Source organism: Streptomyces sp. NPDC058284, assembly GCF_042881135.1.
GTDB lineage: Bacteria > Actinomycetota > Actinomycetes > Streptomycetales > Streptomycetaceae > Streptomyces.
In genome coordinates this window covers 71,618-90,476 of record NZ_JBHVYE010000003.1, presented here as the reverse complement: position 1 = coordinate 90,476, position 18,859 = coordinate 71,618, and the positions used below count along the sequence as shown (strand labels likewise).

Annotated in this window: 13 protein-coding genes; 3 read left to right on the top strand and 10 right to left on the bottom strand. The window is 72.1% G+C overall.

Going from position 1 to position 18,859, the window contains the following annotated elements; translation table 11 throughout:
• Nucleotides 1-112: 112 nt before the first annotated feature.
• Nucleotides 113-565 carry an MGMT family protein gene (locus ACFVYR_RS06390; protein WP_384249351.1) on the bottom strand — a complete coding sequence of 151 codons (453 nt, stop codon included), beginning with the start codon at nucleotides 563-565 and terminating at the stop codon, nucleotides 113-115.
• Between the two features lie 212 nt (nucleotides 566-777).
• On the opposite strand from ACFVYR_RS06390, the gene ACFVYR_RS06385 reads away from it, so the two are divergent.
• The 3 genes from ACFVYR_RS06385 to ACFVYR_RS06375 all read left to right on the top strand — a co-directional run bounded on the left by ACFVYR_RS06385 (nucleotide 778) and on the right by ACFVYR_RS06375 (nucleotide 6,934).
• Nucleotides 778-3,558 carry a lysylphosphatidylglycerol synthase domain-containing protein gene (locus tag ACFVYR_RS06385; protein WP_384249353.1) on the top strand — a complete coding sequence of 927 codons (2,781 nt, stop codon included), beginning with the start codon at nucleotides 778-780 and terminating at the stop codon, nucleotides 3,556-3,558.
• Nucleotides 3,559-3,663: 105 nt separating this feature from the next.
• Entirely contained in the window at nucleotides 3,664-5,211 is a 1,548-nt protein-coding gene (locus ACFVYR_RS06380) for an alpha/beta hydrolase (RefSeq protein ID WP_384249356.1), read from the top strand.
• Between the two features lie 157 nt (nucleotides 5,212-5,368).
• Nucleotides 5,369-6,934, top strand: coding sequence for an alpha/beta hydrolase (locus ACFVYR_RS06375; protein ID WP_384249358.1), 1,566 nt, complete (start codon nucleotides 5,369-5,371; stop codon nucleotides 6,932-6,934).
• Between the two features lie 70 nt (nucleotides 6,935-7,004).
• Here the strand turns inward: ACFVYR_RS06375 and moeZ are convergent, their stop codons facing one another.
• The 9 genes from moeZ to ACFVYR_RS06330 all read right to left on the bottom strand — a co-directional run bounded on the left by moeZ (nucleotide 7,005) and on the right by ACFVYR_RS06330 (nucleotide 18,855).
• Nucleotides 7,005-8,183: an adenylyltransferase/sulfurtransferase MoeZ gene (gene moeZ, locus ACFVYR_RS06370; protein WP_384249361.1), complete on the bottom strand. Its 1,179-nt coding sequence runs from the start codon at nucleotides 8,181-8,183 to the stop codon at nucleotides 7,005-7,007.
• 63 nt (nucleotides 8,184-8,246) lie between these two features.
• A complete protein-coding gene (locus tag ACFVYR_RS06365; protein WP_384249365.1) occupies nucleotides 8,247-8,996 on the bottom strand; it encodes a spherulation-specific family 4 protein in 750 nt (249 codons plus the stop codon).
• Nucleotides 8,984-9,940: an NAD-dependent epimerase/dehydratase family protein gene (locus tag ACFVYR_RS06360; RefSeq protein WP_384249367.1), complete on the bottom strand. Its 957-nt coding sequence runs from the start codon at nucleotides 9,938-9,940 to the stop codon at nucleotides 8,984-8,986. Before ACFVYR_RS06360 ends, ACFVYR_RS06365 begins: the two co-directional genes overlap by 13 nt.
• A 150-nt stretch (nucleotides 9,941-10,090) precedes the next feature.
• Nucleotides 10,091-11,608, bottom strand: coding sequence for a hypothetical protein (locus tag ACFVYR_RS06355; protein ID WP_384249370.1), 1,518 nt, complete (start codon nucleotides 11,606-11,608; stop codon nucleotides 10,091-10,093).
• Entirely contained in the window at nucleotides 11,605-13,350 is a 1,746-nt protein-coding gene (locus ACFVYR_RS06350) for a DUF3492 domain-containing protein (RefSeq protein ID WP_384249372.1), read from the bottom strand. The genes ACFVYR_RS06355 and ACFVYR_RS06350 overlap by 4 nt, the downstream gene beginning before the upstream one ends.
• 252 nt (nucleotides 13,351-13,602) lie before the next feature.
• Nucleotides 13,603-15,204, bottom strand: a complete 1,602-nt coding sequence (locus tag ACFVYR_RS06345; RefSeq protein WP_384249375.1) for a dipeptide ABC transporter ATP-binding protein — start codon at nucleotides 15,202-15,204, stop codon at nucleotides 13,603-13,605.
• A complete protein-coding gene (locus ACFVYR_RS06340; protein WP_384249378.1) occupies nucleotides 15,201-16,199 on the bottom strand; it encodes an ABC transporter permease in 999 nt (332 codons plus the stop codon). Before ACFVYR_RS06340 ends, ACFVYR_RS06345 begins: the two co-directional genes overlap by 4 nt.
• Nucleotides 16,196-17,131: an ABC transporter permease gene (locus ACFVYR_RS06335; protein ID WP_384249380.1), complete on the bottom strand. Its 936-nt coding sequence runs from the start codon at nucleotides 17,129-17,131 to the stop codon at nucleotides 16,196-16,198. Before ACFVYR_RS06335 ends, ACFVYR_RS06340 begins: the two co-directional genes overlap by 4 nt.
• Nucleotides 17,128-18,855, bottom strand: a complete 1,728-nt coding sequence (locus ACFVYR_RS06330) for an ABC transporter substrate-binding protein (protein ID WP_384249382.1) — start codon at nucleotides 18,853-18,855, stop codon at nucleotides 17,128-17,130. Before ACFVYR_RS06330 ends, ACFVYR_RS06335 begins: the two co-directional genes overlap by 4 nt.
• Nucleotides 18,856-18,859 lie beyond the last annotated feature (4 nt).

Here is an 18,859-nt window from a genome sequence, read left to right as displayed (position 1 = left end):
CGGGGTGAAGGGGATGCGTGCTGTCGACGCTACGCCAGTGGGCGCGGGGAACGCGTGGCTTCCCCCGTACGGGCCACCAGTTCCCCGCCGTGCCGCCGCATGCCGGAAGCTGTCAGGTGTGAGCCTCCGGAGCCTGCGGGCGAGCGTCATCCGCGGCGACGCCCTCCGCGCCGCCGTGCGCCGCGCCGCCGCCCACCGCACCGCCGTCCCACCGCGCCCGCCGCATGTCGAGCTTCGGGACATGCCCATGGGCGGCGCGCGAGGCCTGCCGCAGCGGCGTGCCCTCCTCCCGGTAGCGCTCAAGGGCGCGCAGTTCATGGCCGGGCAGCAGCACGCCGTCCGAGCGGACCACGCGCCACCACGGAACACCCCCTCCGTAGAGGGCCATCACCCGTCCGACCTGGCGCGGGCCGCCTTCCTCGAGCCACTCGGCGACGTCCCCGTAGGTCATCACCCTCCCCGGGGGGATCAGTTCGGCGACCTCAAGGACCCGTTCCGCGTACTCCGGCAGCGCCTGCCCCGTGTCGTCGGGCCGCGCCTGTCCCGTTCGGCTCTCCTCGCTCATCCGGACCATCCTGCCGTACCCCACCGACATGGTGACGTGCCCACCACGGAGCGTGCCGCAGGCCCCGTGACAGGGCACAAAGTGTCGTTTCGTGACCACTTCGCAGCCTCGCGTTGCCCCCTGGTGCCCCCCTCCGGGGGCGGGACATGCCACCATCGTGCGGGCGGTGACTGGTGATACGAGATCAAGAAGAGGCAACGGAGCGGCAGGGCGTGCATCCCGATGAGAAGGCGGGCACCTCTGCGTCCGAGTCACACCTGGACACCGGTGAGCGCCCCCTGAAGACCGAGAAGACCGACCAGACCAACGAGATCGGGCGGACCGAAGAGGTCGAGAAGGCCCAGGGGCAGGGCGTGGACCGCGGTCCCGACTGCGCCGACGGCGAGGGTGCGCACGTCGACCGCGTCGCGGGCGACGAACCGCTCCTGGCCGCGCGCGTGCACCGCCCGTCCGACCTGATGCGTCTCCTCGTCGGCGTCCTGGCCATCGCCGTGCTCCTGGCCATCGCCGCGTTCGCGCACGGCACGACGTCCGGGCTCGAACAGGACATCGACAAGGGCACGGAGCAGGCGCCCGACCTGCTGATCAAGGTGGCGGGCCTGATCGCCAGCATCGGGGTGCTGCTCGTCCCCGTCGCCTTCGCGATCGAACGCCTAGTCAAACGCGACGGGCTGCGCATCGCCGACGGTGTGCTGGCCGCGGTCCTCGCGCACGGCGTGACGCTCGCCACCGACCTCTGGGTGGCGAAGGCCGCCCCGGACTCCATCCAGGACGCGCTGACCAAGCCGTCCCCGGCCGACGTGCACGCCTTCACCGATCCGGTGCACGGCTACCTCGCACCCGTTATCGCGTACATGACGGCCGTCGGCATGTCCCGCAGACCGCGCTGGCGCCTGGTCCTGTTCGTGGTGCTGCTGCTCGACGCGTTCACGATGCTGGTGACCGGCTACACGACGCCGTTCTCGATCATCCTGACCGTGCTGATCGGCTGGGCGGTCGCGTACGGCACGCTCTACGCGGTCGGCTCACCGAACGTACGGCCGACCGGGCAGACGCTCCTCGTGGGCCTGCGCCACGTCGGCTTCCACCCCGTCAACGCCGCCCGCGAGGAGTCCCCGGACAGCGAGCACGGCGACCGCGGCAGGCGGTATTTCGTCACCATGGAGGACGGCCCGCCGCTGGACGTCACGGTCATCGACCGCGAGCAGCAGGCGCAGGGCTTCTTCTACCGCGTCTGGCGCAGGCTCACCCTGCGGGGCATCACCCAGCGGCGCAGCCTGCAGTCGCTGCGGCAGGCCCTGGAGCAGGAGGCCCTCCTCGCGTACGCGGCCATCGCGGCCGGAGCGAACGCGCCGAAGCTGATCGCCACCTCCGAGCTCGGCCCCGACGCCGTGATGCTCGTCTACGAGCACACGGGCGGCCGCACCCTGGACTCGCTGCCGGACGACGCCATCACCGACGAGTTGCTGTGCGACACCTGGCGCCAGGTGCAGGCACTGCAGTCCCGGCGCATCGCGCACCGCAGGCTCGCGGGCGACGCGGTCCTGGTGGATCGTTCCGGCACCGTGATCCTCACTGACCTGCGCGGCGGCGAGATCGCCGCGGGCGACCTGGTCCTGCGCATCGACATCGCCCAGCTCCTGACCGCCCTCGGCCTGCGGGTGGGGGCCGAACGCGCGGTCGCCGCCGCCGTCGAGGTCCTCGGACCCGACGCGGTGGCCGACTGTCTGCCGCTGCTGCAGCCCATCGCCCTCACCCGCTCCACCCGCGCCACCCTCGCCAGGCTGGCCAGGGAACGGTCCCAGCGCGAGCGCGAGGCCGTCCTCGAGGCCTCCCGCAAGTCCCGGCAGAACGCGCGCGCGGAGGCGGCCGGGGGCGACCCGGCGGACAAGCAGTCCTCGAAGCAGGAGAAGCAGGCGGCCAAGCAGGAGCGGCAGGCCGAGAAGCAGGCCATAGACGACGCCCTGGAGCAGGCCCGCGAGGAGGATCTGCTCACCCAGATCCGCCACCAGGTACTCCTCATCCGCCCGACGGCGCCGGTCGAGCCCGCGCAGCTGGAGCGGATCAGGCCGCGCACGCTGGTCAGCTTCATCGCCGGCGCCATCGGCGCCTACTTCCTGCTCTCGCAGCTCACGCACGTCGAGTTCGGCACCCTCGTCGACGAGGCGGAATGGGGCTGGGTGGCCGCCGCGGTGGGCTTCTCCGCGCTGAGCTACTTCGCGGCGGCGATGAGCCTGCTGGGCTTCGTGCCGGAGCGGGTGCCGTTCCTGCGGGCGGTGGCGGCGCAGGTCGCCGGATCGTTCGTGAAGATCGTGGCGCCCGCGGCCGTCGGCGGTGTCGCGCTGAACACCCGGTTCCTGCAGCGGTCCGGAGTGCGCTCGGGGCTCGCGGTGGCGAGCGTCGGCGCCTCGCAGCTCTTCGGGCTCGGTTCGCACATCCTGCTGCTGCTGATCTTCGGCTATCTGACGGGGACGGAGAAGACCCCGTCCTTCACGCCGTCCCGCACCGTCATCGCCGGTCTGCTGTCGGTCGCGGTCCTCGTCCTCGTGGTGACCGCCATCCCGTTCCTGCGGAAATTCGTCGTCACGCGCGTGCGGTCGCTTTTCGCCGGGGTCGTGCCGCGCATGCTGGACGTACTGCAGCGGCCGCAGAAGCTGCTCACCGGCATCGGCGGGATGCTGCTGCTCACCCTGATGTTCGTGCTCTGCCTGGACGCTTCGGTGCGGGCCTTCGGCAACGAGCAGATGACGTCGCTGAGTCTCGCGAGCGTCGCGGTCGTCTTCCTCGCGGGCAACGCCCTGGGATCGGCGGCGCCGACGCCGGGCGGTGTGGGCGCGGTCGAGGCGACGCTGACCCTCGGTCTGATCGCGGTGGGCGTCCCCAAGGACGTGGCGGCCCCCGCCGTGCTGCTCTACCGGCTCCTGACGCTGTGGCTGCCGGTGCTTCCGGGGTGGCTCTTCTTCAACCATCTGACGCGAAAGGGTCTCCTCTGAAGAGGGGGCCACTCAAGGGAGAGGACGCCGCTCCGGCGTATCCGTTCCTCACCCACACGGCCCGCGCCCATAGCGTCCCGTCAGGGTCCCCCGCAGGATGGGCCCATGCCCACACAGTCCCAGCCGCGCGTCACCGCGCTGGCCGCCGCCACCCTGCTCCTGTCCGCCGCGCTCTCGGCGTGCGGCGGAGCCGACTCCAAGGACGAGGATCTGCCGGCTCAGAAGCTGAGCTGGAAGGACTGCCCCGCGCCCGCCGCCTCCGAGGGCGGCGGCGAGGCCCCGTCCCCGCTGCCGGGCGGCGCCGAATGGCAGTGCGCCACCATGAAGGCGCCTCTCGACTGGTCGAAGCCGAAGGGCGACACGGTCGACATCGCGTTGATCAAGGCGGCCACGACCGGTGGCAAGGACAAGCGCATCGGCTCCCTCGTCTTCAACTTCGGCGGCCCCGGCGGCTCGGGCATCACCACGCTGCCCGCCTTCGCGGAGGAGTACGCCAAGCTCCGCACCCGCTACGACCTGGTGAGCTTCGACCCACGGGGCGTCGGCCGCAGCGCGGGCATCAGATGTGAGGACGACGAACAGCTCGACAAGTACTTCCAGCAGGACTCCACACCCGACGACGACGCCGAGCGGAAGAAGCTCGTCGAGAACGTGAAGTCCTTCAACGGCGGCTGCGAGCAGAACGCAGGCAACACTCTGCCGCACGTCCGCACCACCGACGCGGCCCGCGACATGGACCTGATGCGCCAGGTCCTCGGCGACGACAAGCTGCACTACTTCGGCATCTCGTACGGCACCGAACTCGGCGGCGTCTACGCACACCTGTTCCCCAAGAAGGTGGGACGGGCCGTCTTCGACGCGGTCGTCGATCCCACCGAGAACTCCGAAGAGGGCTCGCTCGGCCAGGCCCGGGGGTTCCAGCTCGCGCTCGACAACTTCGCGAAGGACTGCGCGTCCCAGCAGGACGACTGCCCGGTCGGCGATACGGCACAGGACGTCAAGGCGAAGATCGCCAAACTCCTGAAGGACCTGGACGGCAAGCCGATCCGGGGCCTCCCGCCGCGCGAACTGACGCAGACCGCCGCCACCAACGGCATCGCCCAGGCCCTGTACTCCAAGGACTTCTGGCCGTACCTCACCCAGGGCCTCGAAGAGGCCTACAGGGGCGACGGCAAGATCCTGATGGCGCTCTCCGACTCGATGAACGGGCGCAACGAGGACGGCGAGTACAGCAACATCCAGTCGGCCAACGTCGCCATCAACTGCGCGGACGACACGGCGCGTTACACCCCGCAGTACGTCGAGAAGAAGCTCCCCGAGTTCCGCGGGGCCTCCCCGCTGTTCGGCGACTACCTGGCGTGGGGCATGCTCGGCTGCACCGACTGGGCGGTCAAGGGCCAGGCCGCCCACCCCGACGTGAGCGCCCAGGGCGCGCCGCCCGTCGTCGTCATCGGCAACACCGGCGACCCGGCCACACCGTACGAGGGCGCGCACAAGATGGCGCAGGCGCTGGGCAAGGGTGTCGGCGTCGAGCTGACGTACAAGGGCCAGGGGCACGGGGCGTACGACAGCAAGAACAAGTGCGTGCGGGACGCCGTGGACGGCTATCTGCTGGAGGGCAGGACGCCCAAGGCGCAGACGGTCTGCTCCTGACCCGCGCGGGACGGAAATCGCCCGCGCCCGGACCGCCGTCACCCGCGCCCGGACCGCCGTCACCCGCGCGCCGGACCGCCAACCCCGGGCGCCCCAACCGATGTCAGAGGCCCCACCTACTATGGCCTGACTGTCTTCCAAGGGGGGAAGCGCCTCAATGCAGCGTTTTGTACGGTCCACGGCTCTGGCCGCGGCGGGGGTGCTGGTGGCGGGCCTGGCCGCCGGCTGCGGCTCGTCCGGCGACGGGGGCGGGGAGGACGGGAAGGGCCCTTCGGCGACCGCTCCCGAGCCGAGGCCGAAGCCGGATCCCTCCTCGACCCTGCCCGCCTCGCTGACCTCCCAGAAGCTGGACTGGAGCCGCTGCGAGGCGCCCGAGAAGGGCAGTGCGCCGGGTGCCGAGTGGCAGTGCTCGACGCTCGAGGTCCCGCTGGACTACGCGAGACCGGGCGGCGAGACCATCGGGATCGCCCTGATCCGCGCCAAGAGCACGGGCAAGGGCGACCGCATCGGCTCCCTCCTCTTCAACTTCGGCGGTCCGGGCGGCTCGGGCGTCTCGGGCCTCCCGTCCTTCGCCGATTCCTACACCAAGCTGCGTGAGCGGTACGACCTGGTCAGCTTCGACCCGCGCGGGGTCGCGGCGAGCAAGGGCGTGCGCTGCCGGGACGACGCGGCGACGCGGGCCGCCGAGAAGAAGATCGACCTCACACCGGACACTCCGGCAGAGGAGAAGGCCTACTTCAAGGACGCGGCAGACTTCGGAGCGGGCTGCGCGCGGAACGCGAAGAACGTCATCGAGCACATCTCGACGGTCGAGGCGGCCGGCGACATGGACGTCATGCGCCAGGTCCTCGGCGACGACAAGCTGCACTACTTCGGCGTCTCGTACGGCACCGAACTGGGCGGCACGTACGCCCACTTGTTCCCCCGGCGCGTCGGCCGCCTCATGTTCGACGCGGTCGTCGACCCGAGCGCGGACGCGATCGGCCACGCGGAGAACCAGGCGAAGGGCTTCCAGCGCGCCCTGGACAACTACTTCAGGGCCCAGGGCGAGGACCCGAAGGCGGGGAGCGCGAGGATAGCGAAGCTGTTCAAGCGCCTGGACGCCGCGCCGATGCGCGCCTCGGGCGACCGGAAGCTGACCGAGTCCCTGGCGAGCACGGGAATCCTCGTCACGCTCTACAGCAAGCAGACGTGGCCCGCGCTGACCCGCGGCCTGGCGGACGCCGAGAAGGGCGACGGCTCGACGCTGCTCCAGCTCGCCGACGCCTACAACGAACGCGACGCCTCCGGGCGCTACAGCACGCAGAGCCACTCGCAGCGGGCCATCTCCTGCCTGGACGCGAAGACGCGGACCTCTCCGGAGGAGGCGAAGAAGCGCCTGGGCCGCTTCCGTGAGATATCGCCGGTCTTCGGGGAGTTCATGGGCTGGGACACGGCCGGCTGGTGCCACGAGTGGCCGGTGGCCGGGCTGCACGACTCCCCCGACGTGAGCGCGCCGGGCGCCGACCCCATCCTCGTCGTCGGCAACACCGGCGACCCGGCCACCCCCTACGAGGGCGCCCGCAAGATGGCGGACGAACTCGGCAAGGACGTCGGCGTCCACCTCACGTGGAAGGGCGAGGGCCACGGGGCGTACGGCAACGGCAGCTCCTGTGTCGACGACACGATCAACGCGTACCTGCTGGAGGGCGAGGCCCCGAAGGACGGCAAGGTCTGCTCATGAGAAACGCCCCGCTCACCAAGAGGTGAGCGGGGCGTTTCCAGCAGGCCGATGGGCTGTCCGGCAGGCAGGTCTAGTACACCGGCTTCTCGGGCTCGATCTGGTTGACCCAGCCGATCACGCCGCCGCCCACGTGCACCGCGTCCGCGAAGCCCGCGGACTTCAGCACGGCGAGAACTTCCGCGGAGCGGACACCCGTCTTGCAATGCAAGACGATCTTCCGGTCCTGCGGGAGGTCCTGGAGGGCGGTGCCCATGAGGAACTCGTTCTTCGGGATCAGCTTGGCGCCGGGGATCGAGACGATCTCGTACTCGTTCTGCTCGCGTACGTCGATGATCTCGATCTTCTCGTCGGCGTCGATCCACTCCTTGAGCTGCTTGGGAGTGATCGTCGAACCGGCCGCCGCTTCCTGGGCCTCCTCGGAGACGACGCCGCAGAAGGCCTCGTAGTCGATGAGCTCGGTGACGGTCGCGTTCGGGCCGCAGACCGCGCAGTCCGGGTCCTTGCGGACCTTGACCTGGCGGTACTGCATCTCCAGGGCGTCGTAGATCATCAGGCGGCCGACCAGCGGGTCGCCGACACCGGTCAGGACCTTGATCGCCTCGGTGACCTGGATGGAGCCGATCGACGCGCAGAGCACGCCGAGCACGCCGCCCTCGGCGCAGGAGGGGACCATGCCGGGCGGCGGGGGCTCCGGGTAGAGGCAGCGGTAGCACGGGCCGTGCTCGCTCCAGAAGACGGACGCCTGGCCGTCGAAGCGGTAGATGGAGCCCCAGACGTACGGCTTGTTGAGGAGCACGCACGCGTCGTTGACCAGGTAGCGGGTCGCGAAGTTGTCCGTGCCGTCGACGATCAGGTCGTACTGGCCGAAGATCTCCATCACGTTGTCGGCCTCGAGCCGCTCTTCGTGGAGGATCACGTCGACGTACGGGTTGATGCCGAGGACCGAGTCCTTCGCGGACTCCGCCTTGGAGCGGCCGATGTCCGCCTGGCTGTGGATGATCTGGCGCTGCAGGTTGGACTCGTCGACCTCGTCGAACTCGACGATGCCGAGCGTGCCGACACCGGCCGCGGCCAGGTACATCAGGGCCGGCGACCCGAGGCCACCGGCGCCGACGCACAGCACCTTGGCGTTCTTCAGCCGCTTCTGCCCGTCCATCCCGACATCCGGGATGATCAGGTGGCGGGAGTACCTGCGAACCTCGTCGACGGTGAGCTCGGAGGCGGGCTCGACCAGGGGTGGCAGCGACACGGGGACTCCGTTGGTCGGTATTTCGGAACGGTTGTTCTCCACGTAACACTGCCACGCCCTTTTTCATTCCGAGATACCCGTCCCGATACGCGAGACGATTTCGTCCCAGTACCCGGGCAGGGACTCCCACGGGTCGCCGTGACCGCGCCCTTCCACCCGGTCGGTGAAGTAGATCGTCGAGGCGCCCTGCCAGCGCGCGATGCGCAGCGCCTCGTCCAGGTGGCCGAGCGGCATGCCGTGCACGAAGTGGCAGAAGCGCTCCGGCGGATGGTCGGCGGTCCACTCCGCCACCTGTGACCAGCGGTAGTCGCTCCACGGCCCCGCGAAGGTCACCAACTGGTCGCCCGTCTCGGCGTATCCGGGGTAGGGGTGGGAGCCGTGGCCGAGCACGATGTGCGCGTCGTCGACCAGCGCGCGCAGGGTCGCCACCGTCCGGCGGACGTCGGGAAGCGCCGCCCGTTCGGTCGGGCAGCGGTCCAGGGAGAAGCCGTCGACCCGGTACCAGTCGAGGTAGCGGTGCGCGTCGGAGACCAGCTCCCCGAAGGAGCGGGCGCCGTACGCCGTGTCGAGGTGGCCGAGCACGCGGATGCCCGCGTTCCGCAGTCGGCCCGCCGCTTCGAGGCAGTGCGGGTCGGGCCGCTCGCCGGGACCGTTCGCGACATTGAGGACGACCCACTTCAAAGGGGCGCCGGGCCGGGTCAGTTCGGCCCATTCGACGGGGGCGACGAGCGGGTGGGCGAAGCCCGGGATGCCGAAGCCGACGCGCACCTCGGTGCTCGCGGTGCCCCTGTCGGCCCTGGTCAGATGCGGCATGCGGCCTCCATCCAGATGTCGGCGAGCGACTCTTCGAGGTTGATGCGGGGCCTCCATCCGAGCCGGTCGCGCGCGGTGCGGACATCGGCCTGCTGCCAGCTACCGCAGCCGTCGGGGTAGGGGTACGCGGCGGCCGGGGGGCCGTGTTCGGCTTCGCCGCGCGGGTGACCGATGACTCCCCGCACGGGGACCTGGTCCAGTTCGTGCAACGCGCCGCCGTACCCCGCGACGCGGGCCAGGACCGCGGCCGCGTCGCGCAGCCGTACGGCACGGCCCGAGCCGATGTTGACGACGCCCTGGGCGGCGGAGAGCGAGGCGGCGTGCACGGCGCGCGCCACGTCGCGCACGTCGACGAAGTCCCGTTGCACGCCGAGCCCGCCCAGCTTGAGCTCGCCGTCACCGGCCTGCATCGCGCGCCGCATGGCCTCCGCGAGCCGCCCGAGCGGCGACCCCGCGGGCGTACCGGGCCCGGCGGGCGAGAACACCCGCAGGACGACGGCGTCGAGTCCGGAGCCGAGCACCAGTTCGGTGGCCGCCAGCTTGCTGACGCCGTAGGGCCCGCCGGGGCGCGGCACCGCGTCCTCGGCCGTGGAGGAGCCCGGCTGGCTCGGGCCGTACTCGGCGCCGCAGCCGAGCTGCACGAGGCGGGCCCCGCAGCCGCTGCGGCGCAGGGCTTCGCAGACGGTGGCGACGGCGACGGTGTTGTGCCGGGTCAGGTCGCGGGCGCCGCCGCGGGTGGCACCGGCGCAGTTGATGACGACGCCCGGATGCACGGCGTCCAGGAAGCGGGTGAGCGCGCCGGGGCTTCCGCTGGCGAGGTCGAACCGTACGTCCGAGTCGTCGCCGCGACCGAGCGCGGTGAGCTGCACGGCCGGGTCGGCGAGCAGCCGGTCGGCGACGAACCGGCCGAGGTATCCGTTGGCTCCGATCAGCAGCACCCTCATCGGGCGCCTCCCGGGGTGGCCGCTCGGAGGCGGAGACGGCTGCGGGTGGTCATCTGTCTTTCTCCTTCGGGGTGTTGCCGTGGTGCACGGGATGAGGCCCGCGGTGTCGGCCCCGCGGGAGAGTGGTCGTGCCGGTCTTGGTGCGGCGGCTCACGGTGCGTCCCGGGCGCCGAAGTGGGCCGAGGCGAGGGTCAGGGTCCTGGCCGCGTGGACCAGGAGGGCGAGGGCCGCCGCGCCGCACGCGAGGGCCGGTACGACACCGGGGCCCCACGCGTCGACGGCGGCCCTGACGGGGGCGGCCAGTGCGTCGCAGCCGGGCAGCCGGCCCGCGAACACCAGGGCGGGGGCGGCCGCTTCGCAGGTGCCCGCTGCGCCGAGCAGCAGGGTGGGGGCGCGCGTGAAGCCGTAGACGCCGAGGAGCCGGGCGAGCAGCAGCAGTGCGCCGAGCGCGGCGGCTCCGAGGAGTGCGGGAGGGCCGTGGACGGGGTGGCCGCCCGGGCGGCCACCCACATCGCCGAGCAGCGCGTCCGCCGTCGCGAGCAGCGCCCCGAGAGCCGCCAGGAAGAGCGCGAACACGCCGAGCAGCAACGGCCTTACGGAGGAGGCAAACTCGTCGAGCCCACGGCTGGCGGCGAGCCTGCGCCCGGCCCGTACGGCGAAGAGGCGGGCGCACCACGTCGCGGGTGCGACGGCGAGGGCGAGGCCGAGGAGCGGGGCGACCGCGGGGTCCCAGAGATCGCCGGGTCCGTCGGTGCCGTCCGCGACGACGCCCCGTAACAGGCCGTCGCCGAGCAGGGCGTACGCGAGGAGCCAGCACACGCACGCGCGCGTGGCGTGCGCCGGGCGGGCGACGGCGCGCAGTGGCCCGTACCGCAGGGCGATACGCAGTGCCACGCCGACGGCGAGCGCGCCGACGGGTACGGCCACGAGCCGCGTGTCTCCCTCACCGAGGACCAGCCCGGCCACGGCCGCGGCGCAGGCGGCACCGGGCAGCAGCGCGAAGAGGGCCCAGCCGGTGGGTACGGCGGGGGCGAGGTCGGGGGTGGTGCGGTGTGCGGGGCGCGCGCCTTCATGTACTTCCCTACGCCCGTCGGTACGTCCCTTCGTACGCCCCTCGGTGCGCCCCTTGCCGGGGGAGGCCGCGCCCGGGGTGTCGTCCCCGTCGCGCGGCACGCGCGCGTACATCTCCTCGGCGAGCGCGAACACGTCCCGGTGCCGGAAGCGTGCGGCCGCCCTGTCGGTGACCCCGTGGGCCTCCAGGCCCACCGCGATCTCCAGCGGGTCGACGGCGCGCTCGCACAGCTCGCGGTGGCGGTGCATGAGGGCTTTCACGGGGTCGGCGGGGCCGCGGCGTGGGGGGTTGGCGCGGGGGCCGGGCGAGTGCGCTTCGGTGGTGACGGTGCCGCCGTTGCCGTTTCCGCTCACCCTGCTGCGGCCGTCGGCGCCGTCTCCGCTGCCGTAACCCCGCCCTTTGCCCCGCGCGTCCCACCCGCTGTCGCCGTCACCGTCGCCCTCGCCCTCGCTGCCGCTAGCGCTTGCGCCTGCGCCTGCGCCTGCGCCGAAGGCAGGCACGTACTCCGCCGGGCCCACCAACCCCTCCGGAGCACGCGGCCCGTCCACCGCGTCCACGGCCTCGACGGCGTCCACAGCTCCCTCGACTCGCTTCATACGGCGGCCCCCTCCTCCGTCACGGCCCAGCTCGGCACCCCGCCGCTCTCGGCACCCGGCTGCGCTCCGGACGACGTGGGCCCCACCGCGACCGCCCACCGGCCAGGGAGATACGCCTCCGCCGGATGCGCGAACGGCACCGGTTCGCCCGCCTCGTCCACCGCGTCCCTGCGCACCGGGCAGTGCGAGACGATGTCCAGGTAAATGCTTCGAAATGCCGCGATGTTCTGCTCGACGGTGAAGAGTTCGAGGGCTCGCGCCCGCGCCGCCGCGCCCAGGCGCGCACGTCGGCCGGGGTCGCGCAGGAGCGCCACGCACGCCTGAGCGAGCGCCCTCGGATTGCGCGGCGGCACGACGAGTCCCGTACCGCCGATGACCTCCACCACCGCGCCGACATCCGTCGAGACGGTCGCGCGCCCGCAGAACATCGCCTCGACCAGGCTGATCGGGAAGCCCTCGACGACGCTGGACAGGACGACGATGCCTCCACCGGCGTACGCGTCGGCGAGTTCGGGCACGTCGGGGCCGCCGATCTCCTCGAAGGAGACGGGGTTCGTGCCGACGGCGTGTGCGCCCTCCGCCTCGTCGGGGAACAGCTGTGCGGCGAGGGCCCGGCAGTGCGCGAGGTACTCCAGGGCCGCGGGCCCCTCGGCGGGCGCCCCGACGATCCGCAGGCGCGCCCCCGGCACCTCCCCGCGGATCGCCGCGAAGGCGTGGAGCAGGGAGATCAGGTCCTTGGCGGGCTCGACACGGCCGACCCACAGGAGCGTGTCGGGGTCGGTCGTGAACGCGTCGTAGCCCCGCTCGCCGATCTCCGTGAAGCGGTCGGCCTCCATGCCGGGGTAGACCGTGCGCAGCTTGGCGCGGTCGGCGCCGCAGCGCTCCTGCCAGCGCCGGGCGTGGGTGTTGCCGGGGGTGATGAGGGCGGCCCCGCGGTACACCTCGGCCGCGAGGAGGCCGTGGAAGGAGGCGAGCAGCGTCCTCGCGGGCGCGCTCAGGTCCATGTCGCCCGCGGCGAGGTAGTGCGCCCGCAACTGCACGCCGTACTCGGTCACGAGCAGCGGCACTCCGGCGAAGTGTCCGGCGAGGAGTCCCGGCAGCGCGGCGGGCCCGCCGGAGGTGGCGTGGCACAGGTCGACGGCGCCGAGCCCGTCGGCGCCGTACCAGTCGAGGGAGAGCGGCCGCAGCGCCCGCTCCATCAGATCCACTGTGGTGAGCAGGTCGCAGACGCGGGCCGCGCGGGCGGCGCGCGGTGCGCCGGGCGCGCGGCAGGCGCGCTCCAGGGCGCGGACGGCGGATTCGGAGCGCAGCGCGCCGACCAGGCCGCCCTCGTCACGGGCGAGTTCGGCGAGCCCGTACAGCGCGTTGCTGAAACGGTCCGCCACCTCGTCGCGGCCGTCCCGCGCCGCTCGGTCGACGCCGTCGGAGCCATCCCGGCAGACCACGTCGGCCAGCTCCCCGAAGCACTCCGCGAACCGGCGCCTGGCCCGCCGTCCGCGTCCGCCGCGGGGCCCCGCGGCACGGAGCGCCTCGTCGTCGGTGGTCCACAGCGGCGCCGTGCGCACCCGGCCGATGCGGGGCGGCAGTTCGACCCAGCCCCGCGCCTCCTGCCGCTCGCTGCGGCTGAGTGCGTAGACGTCGAACTCGTGCTGCCCGAGCCCGCGCACGAGCCGGTCGCACCAGAGCCGGGCCTCACCGTTCACATACGGGTAGCCACCCTCCGTAAGCAGTCCGACGCGCACGAGCGCACCCCCGATCTCCCGTCTGGGGAGCCGCCGGACCGGCGGCTCGCAGCGGGAAGAACGTATGCGGTCATGCGGGTGGCGCGACGGACGGTTGTCCATCGCGCCACCAGAAGGGGTGAACGGCAGTAACTTTCCCGCGTCGGTCGCGTTCCGTCGCGCTATAGCCCCGCGGAAGCCGCGTTTCGCCACGGAACGTCAGGCTGCGACCGCCCCTGGCCTCGCGCCACCCGCACGCCCCCTACGGGCGCCTCACACCCCTGCGAGCTCCTCGCGCGCCGCCCGCCGCCGCGCCGCCACCTCCGGGTCGAGCGCGGGCACCGCCGCGAGCAGCCGCCGGGTGTAGGGGTCACGGGGCGCCCCGTAGACCTCCGCCACCGGGCCCTGCTCGACGATCCGCCCCTGTCGCATCACCGCGACCCGGTCGCTGACCTGCCGGACCACCGCGAGGTCGTGCGCGACGAAGACCAGGGCGAGCCCGAGCTCCCGCTGCAACTCGGCGAGCAGCGCCATGACCTGGGCCTGAGTCGTCACGTCGAGGGCGGAGACCGGCTCGTCGCACACGATGAGGCGGGGTTCGGCGGCGAGCGCCCGCGCGATGCCGACGCGCTGGCGCTGTCCGCCGCTGAACTCGTGCGGGTAGCGGTCGTAGTGCGCCGGTTCGAGGCCGACGCGCTCCAGGAGGGCGCGCACACGGTCTCGCACGAAGGCGTCGTTCTCGCCCCGTGCCCGCAGCGGGTCGGCGATGGACTCGCCGATGGAGCGCCGCGGGTTGAGCGAGGAGACGGGGTCCTGGAACACCATCTGCACCCCGGGCACCACCCGGCCGCCGGGCTTCTCCGCACCCCCGTGGCGGAGCTGCCCGGCGGTCGGTTCCAGGAGGCCGACGAGCATGCGCCCGAGCGTGGTCTTGCCGCTGCCGCTCTCGCCGACGACGCCGAGGGTCTCCCCGCGGCGGACGGTGAGCGAGACGTCGTCGACGGCGGTGACCGCGCGCTTCCCTCGCCCGAACTCACGCCGGAGCCCGACGGCTTCGAGCACGACCTCGCCCGGCTCCCCGGCGGCCGGCACGAGCGGTGCGTCCACCCGGGGCACGGCTTTGAGGAGTTCCTGCGTGTACGCCTCCCGGGGCGCGCCGAGGACGTCCCGCACCTCGCCACGCTCCACCGCGCGCCCGTCCCGCATGACGAGCACCTCGTCGGCGCTCTCCGCGGCGACGCCCACGTCGTGGGTGACCAGGAGCAGGCCCATGCCGGTCTCGGTCCGCAGCGCGTGCAGCAGGTCCAGGATCTGGGCCTGGACGGTGACGTCGAGCGCGGTGGTCGGCTCGTCGGCGACGAGCAGCGCGGGCTCGCAGGCCAACGCCATGGCGATGAGGGCTCGTTGACGCATGCCGCCGCTGAACTCGTGCGGGCGCGAGCGGGAGCGGCGGGTCGCGTCGGGAATGCCGACCCGGTCGAGCACTTCCACGGCACGCGCGCGTGCCGCCCGCCTGGACGCTCCGGTGTGCACGCGGTACACCTCGGCGATCTGGTCGCCCACCGCGTAGTACGGGTCGAGGGAGGAGAGCGGGTCCTGGAAGACCATTGCGGCCTTCCCGCCGCGCAGCCCGCGCAGTTCGGCCTCGGACGCCGCCTGTACGTCGACGCCGTCGACGAGGATGGACCCGTCGACGCGCGCCCCCGTGCCCCGGTGAAGGCCGAGGAGCGCGGACGCCACGGTGGACTTGCCGGATCCCGACTCGCCGACGAGGGCGAGCGCGCCGCCCGCTTCCAGCGAGAAGGAGAGCCCGTCGACCGCGTGCACCCCGGAGCCGAACTCCACCGACAAGTCGGTGACTTGAACAAGACTCACGACAGCACCACCCGTCGGTCGGCCACCGCGTACAGGACGTCCGCGACGGCATTGGCGAGCACCACGAAGAAGCCGGTGACCAGGACCATCCCGACCACCACCGGCAGGTCGACGACCTTGACCGCGTGCACGAGTTCGCGCCCGAGTCCGGGCAGTCCGAACAGCGTCTCGCTGAGCACCGCGCCGCCGAACATCGACCCGAAGTCGTTGGCGGTCAGCGCGATGACGGGCGCGACGGCGCCGCGCAGCGCGTGCTTCCCGATGATCGACCGCTCCCCCACGCCGTACGCGCGAAAGGTCCGCACATGGTCGTCGGCGAGGGTCTCCAGCATCGAGGAGCGGGTCAGGCGCGCGTACTTGGCGGCCTCGATGAGGGCCAGCGAGAGCCAGGGCAGGAGCAGGTTCCACGCCCACTGCGTCGGATCGTCGGCGAAGGGGACGTACTGCGGGAAGGGCAGCCACTGGAGCTGACCGCAGACCACGATCATCAGGAGCAGGCCGATCACGAAGACGGGCGTGGCGGTGCCCGCGAGCGTGACGGCGGTCAGCACGCGCTCGCTGATCCGGCCGCGCCGCCAGGCGGAGAGCACGCCGGCGCCCACCCCCAGGAGGAGCCACAGCACCATCGCGCCCAGCGCGAGCGACCCGGTGACCGGCAGCTTCGTCGTGATCAGCGTGGTGACCTGCTGGTCGCTCTGGTAGGAGATCCCGAGGCAGGGTGCGGAGCAGTGTTCGGTGCCGGTGCCCGTCGAGTAGTCCTGGCCGACGACGATTCCTTGCAGGAAGTCCCAGTAGCGGACGTACAGCGGATCGTCGAGCCGCAGCTGCTCGGCGACCTGCTGGACCTGGGCGGGTGAGCAGCGCGGGCCGCAGGTGATCTGGGCGACGTCGCCCGGAGCGGTGTAGAAGACCGCGTAGACGATGACGGAGAGGGCGAGGAGCGTGACGACGGCGCCGATGAGGCGCCGCAGCAGGAATCCGGGGAGGCCGGTCATGCGCGGGCCTCCTGCTTCCGGCCCGTGCCGATCCGCAGCCGCGACGTGGCCCGCGGGTCGAGCGCCGTGCGCACGCCGTCACCGAGGACGGTGAGGGCGAACACGGTCACGAACAGCGCGCCCGCCGGGTACAGCAGGTACTGCGGCGCCGCCTGGTACCAGACGTCGGCGGACGTGAGCATCTGGCCCCATGACGCGGTGGGCGGTTTCACGCCCACGCCGAGGAAGGAGAGCGCGGCCTCGACGGTGATGTTGGTGGGGACGAGCAGCGCCGCGTAGGTGATGACGGGCGCGGCGAGGGCTGGCAGCAGTTCGCGGCGGGCGATCCGCACGGAGCCCCAGCCGCTGAGCCGCGCGGCGGCCACGTGGTCGAGCTCCTTGAGCGTGATGGTCTGCGCGCGCACGATCTTGGCGAGGCCGCCCCAGGCGACGAGCCCGATGACGAGGGCGACGAGCACGGGCCGCGGGAATCCACTGGGCACGACCGCCATCAGCGCGAGTGCGAAGACCATGAGCGGCAGGGCCGCCATGACGTCGGTGGCCCTGCTGAGCACCTGGTCGACCCAGCGGTTGCCGAACCCGGCGGCCGTCCCGACCGCCACACCGACGATGACCTGCACGACGGTCGCGGCGAGCGCGACGCCGAGCGAGACCCGGGCCCCGTACACCAGGCGCGCGAAGAGGTCGCGGCCGGTCTGCGGCTCGACGCCGAGCCAGTGCTCGGCGCTGATCCCGCCGAGCGGGCCGACCGGCACGCCGCCGCGCGCCGAGTCGATGAGGTCCGGGTGGTACGCGGTGGGGTCCTGCCCCTCCAGGGCGGTGAGCAGCGGCGCGGCGAGCGCCACGACGACGAGCAGCGCGACGACGCCCGCCGCGACGAGGGCGGCGCGCTGCTCGCGCAGCCGCCCCCAGAAGCGCGAACCTGCGATCACTTCGACTCCACCGCGACCTGCGAGACGTCGAGCACACCGGTCCAGTCGCTGATGACGACGTTCTTGACGTCCTTGCCGTACAGGCGCTTGTAGACCGGGTGGAAGAGCGGCACGGTCAGTGCCTTCTCGCCGACCTTCTTGTCGAGTGCGCCCCACCGCTCGGCGGCGGCCTTCAGGTCGGTCAGCTTGTTGATCTCGTCGATCTCGTCGTTGACGGACTTGTCGTCGAGGAAGCCGGTGTTGAAGTTGGCGCCGTCCTTCACGATCTGCCGACCGTCGAAGATCGGGGCGAGGAAGGGGCCGCCGGAGGGCCAGTCGGCGCCCCAGTGGGCGAGGAAGAGGCCGGGCTCGTCCTTGGCGCTGTGGGTCTTGTCCTTGTAGTCGTTGTCCTCGAGGCCCTGGAGCTTGACGGTGATCCCGGCCTTCTTCAGGGAGTCCTGGATCGCGGTCGCGATCTCGGGGCTCGTCTCGAAGTCCTTGGCGTTGGAATGCGTGAGCGTGATGGTCAGCCCGTCCTTGTGACCGGCTTCCTTCAGGAGCTCCTTGGCCTTCTCCGGGTTGCCGGACGGGCCCGCCGGGAAGTGGTCGTACTTCGTGTATCCGAATGATTTCTGGTTCGGCAGGTACGTGGTGGCGGGCTCGGCGAGGGAGGAGCCGCCCGCGGCGTTGACGACGGAGGAGCGGTCCACGGCGTAGGAGATGGCCTGGCGGACCTTCGGGTCGTCGAACGGCTTCACCTTCGGGTTGAAGGCGAGGTAGTTCGTGTAACCGAAGTGGCCGGTGCCGACGTGCGAGGCCAGCTCCTTGTCGCCGGTGACCTTGGCGAGTTCGGCGGGGCCGAGGTTGGTGTCGGTGGTGACGGCGGCGGCGTCGGCGCCCTGGCTCGCGGAGAGCCGCTGGTTGATGACGGACGAGTCGAGCCCGGAGCGTACGTCGATGACGTCCGGGTAGGCCTTGCGCTCCGGATCGGTCTTCGCGGACCAGTGCGGGTTGCGCTCCAGGCGCAGCCGCTCGCCGTCGTTCTCGTTCTTGACGACCTTGTAGGGCCCGGACGAGACGGGGTGCTCCTCGTACTTCGTGCCCTTGTCCTTGCTCTTCGGGACGGGCGTGAACTGCGTCTGGGTCGCGAGGTAGGGGAATTCGCCCTCGGGCTTGTTCAGGTGGAAGACGATGGTCCGCTCGTCGGGCGTCTCGATGGACGCGAGCCCCTTGCCGCTCTTGTCCTTGTACGGCCCCTGGTACTTGTCCCCGCCGATGAGCCAGTCCCGCAAGTAGGGCGCGCCGCCGCTGAGTTCGGCGGCGAAGGACCGCTCGATGCCGTACTTCACGTCCGCCGAGGTGATCGCCGAGCCGTCCTCGTACTTGACGCCCTTCTTCAGGGTGTACGTCCACACGGTGGCGTCCTTGCTCGGCTTGCCCAGGTCCGTGGCGAGGTCCGGGACGACCTCCGCGCCCTTGGCGCCGTCCTCGCGGTTGCGGGTGGTCAGGGTGCGGAAGACGAGGCTCGGCACGTTGCCGCCGCCGGAGGTGTAGAGCCGCGCGGGGTCGAAGTCGATCTGCGGGTCGCGGTTGAGGACGGTGAGCGTGCCGCCCTCGGTGGGCTTGCCGTCGCCGCTCCCGGCGCCGTTGTCCTTCGGGCCCGCGCAGGCGACGGCGCCCGAGGCCAGGACCAGGCTGACGGATGCCGCTGCCACGCGGCGGGCTATGACGGACGTTTGGCGCATCGGG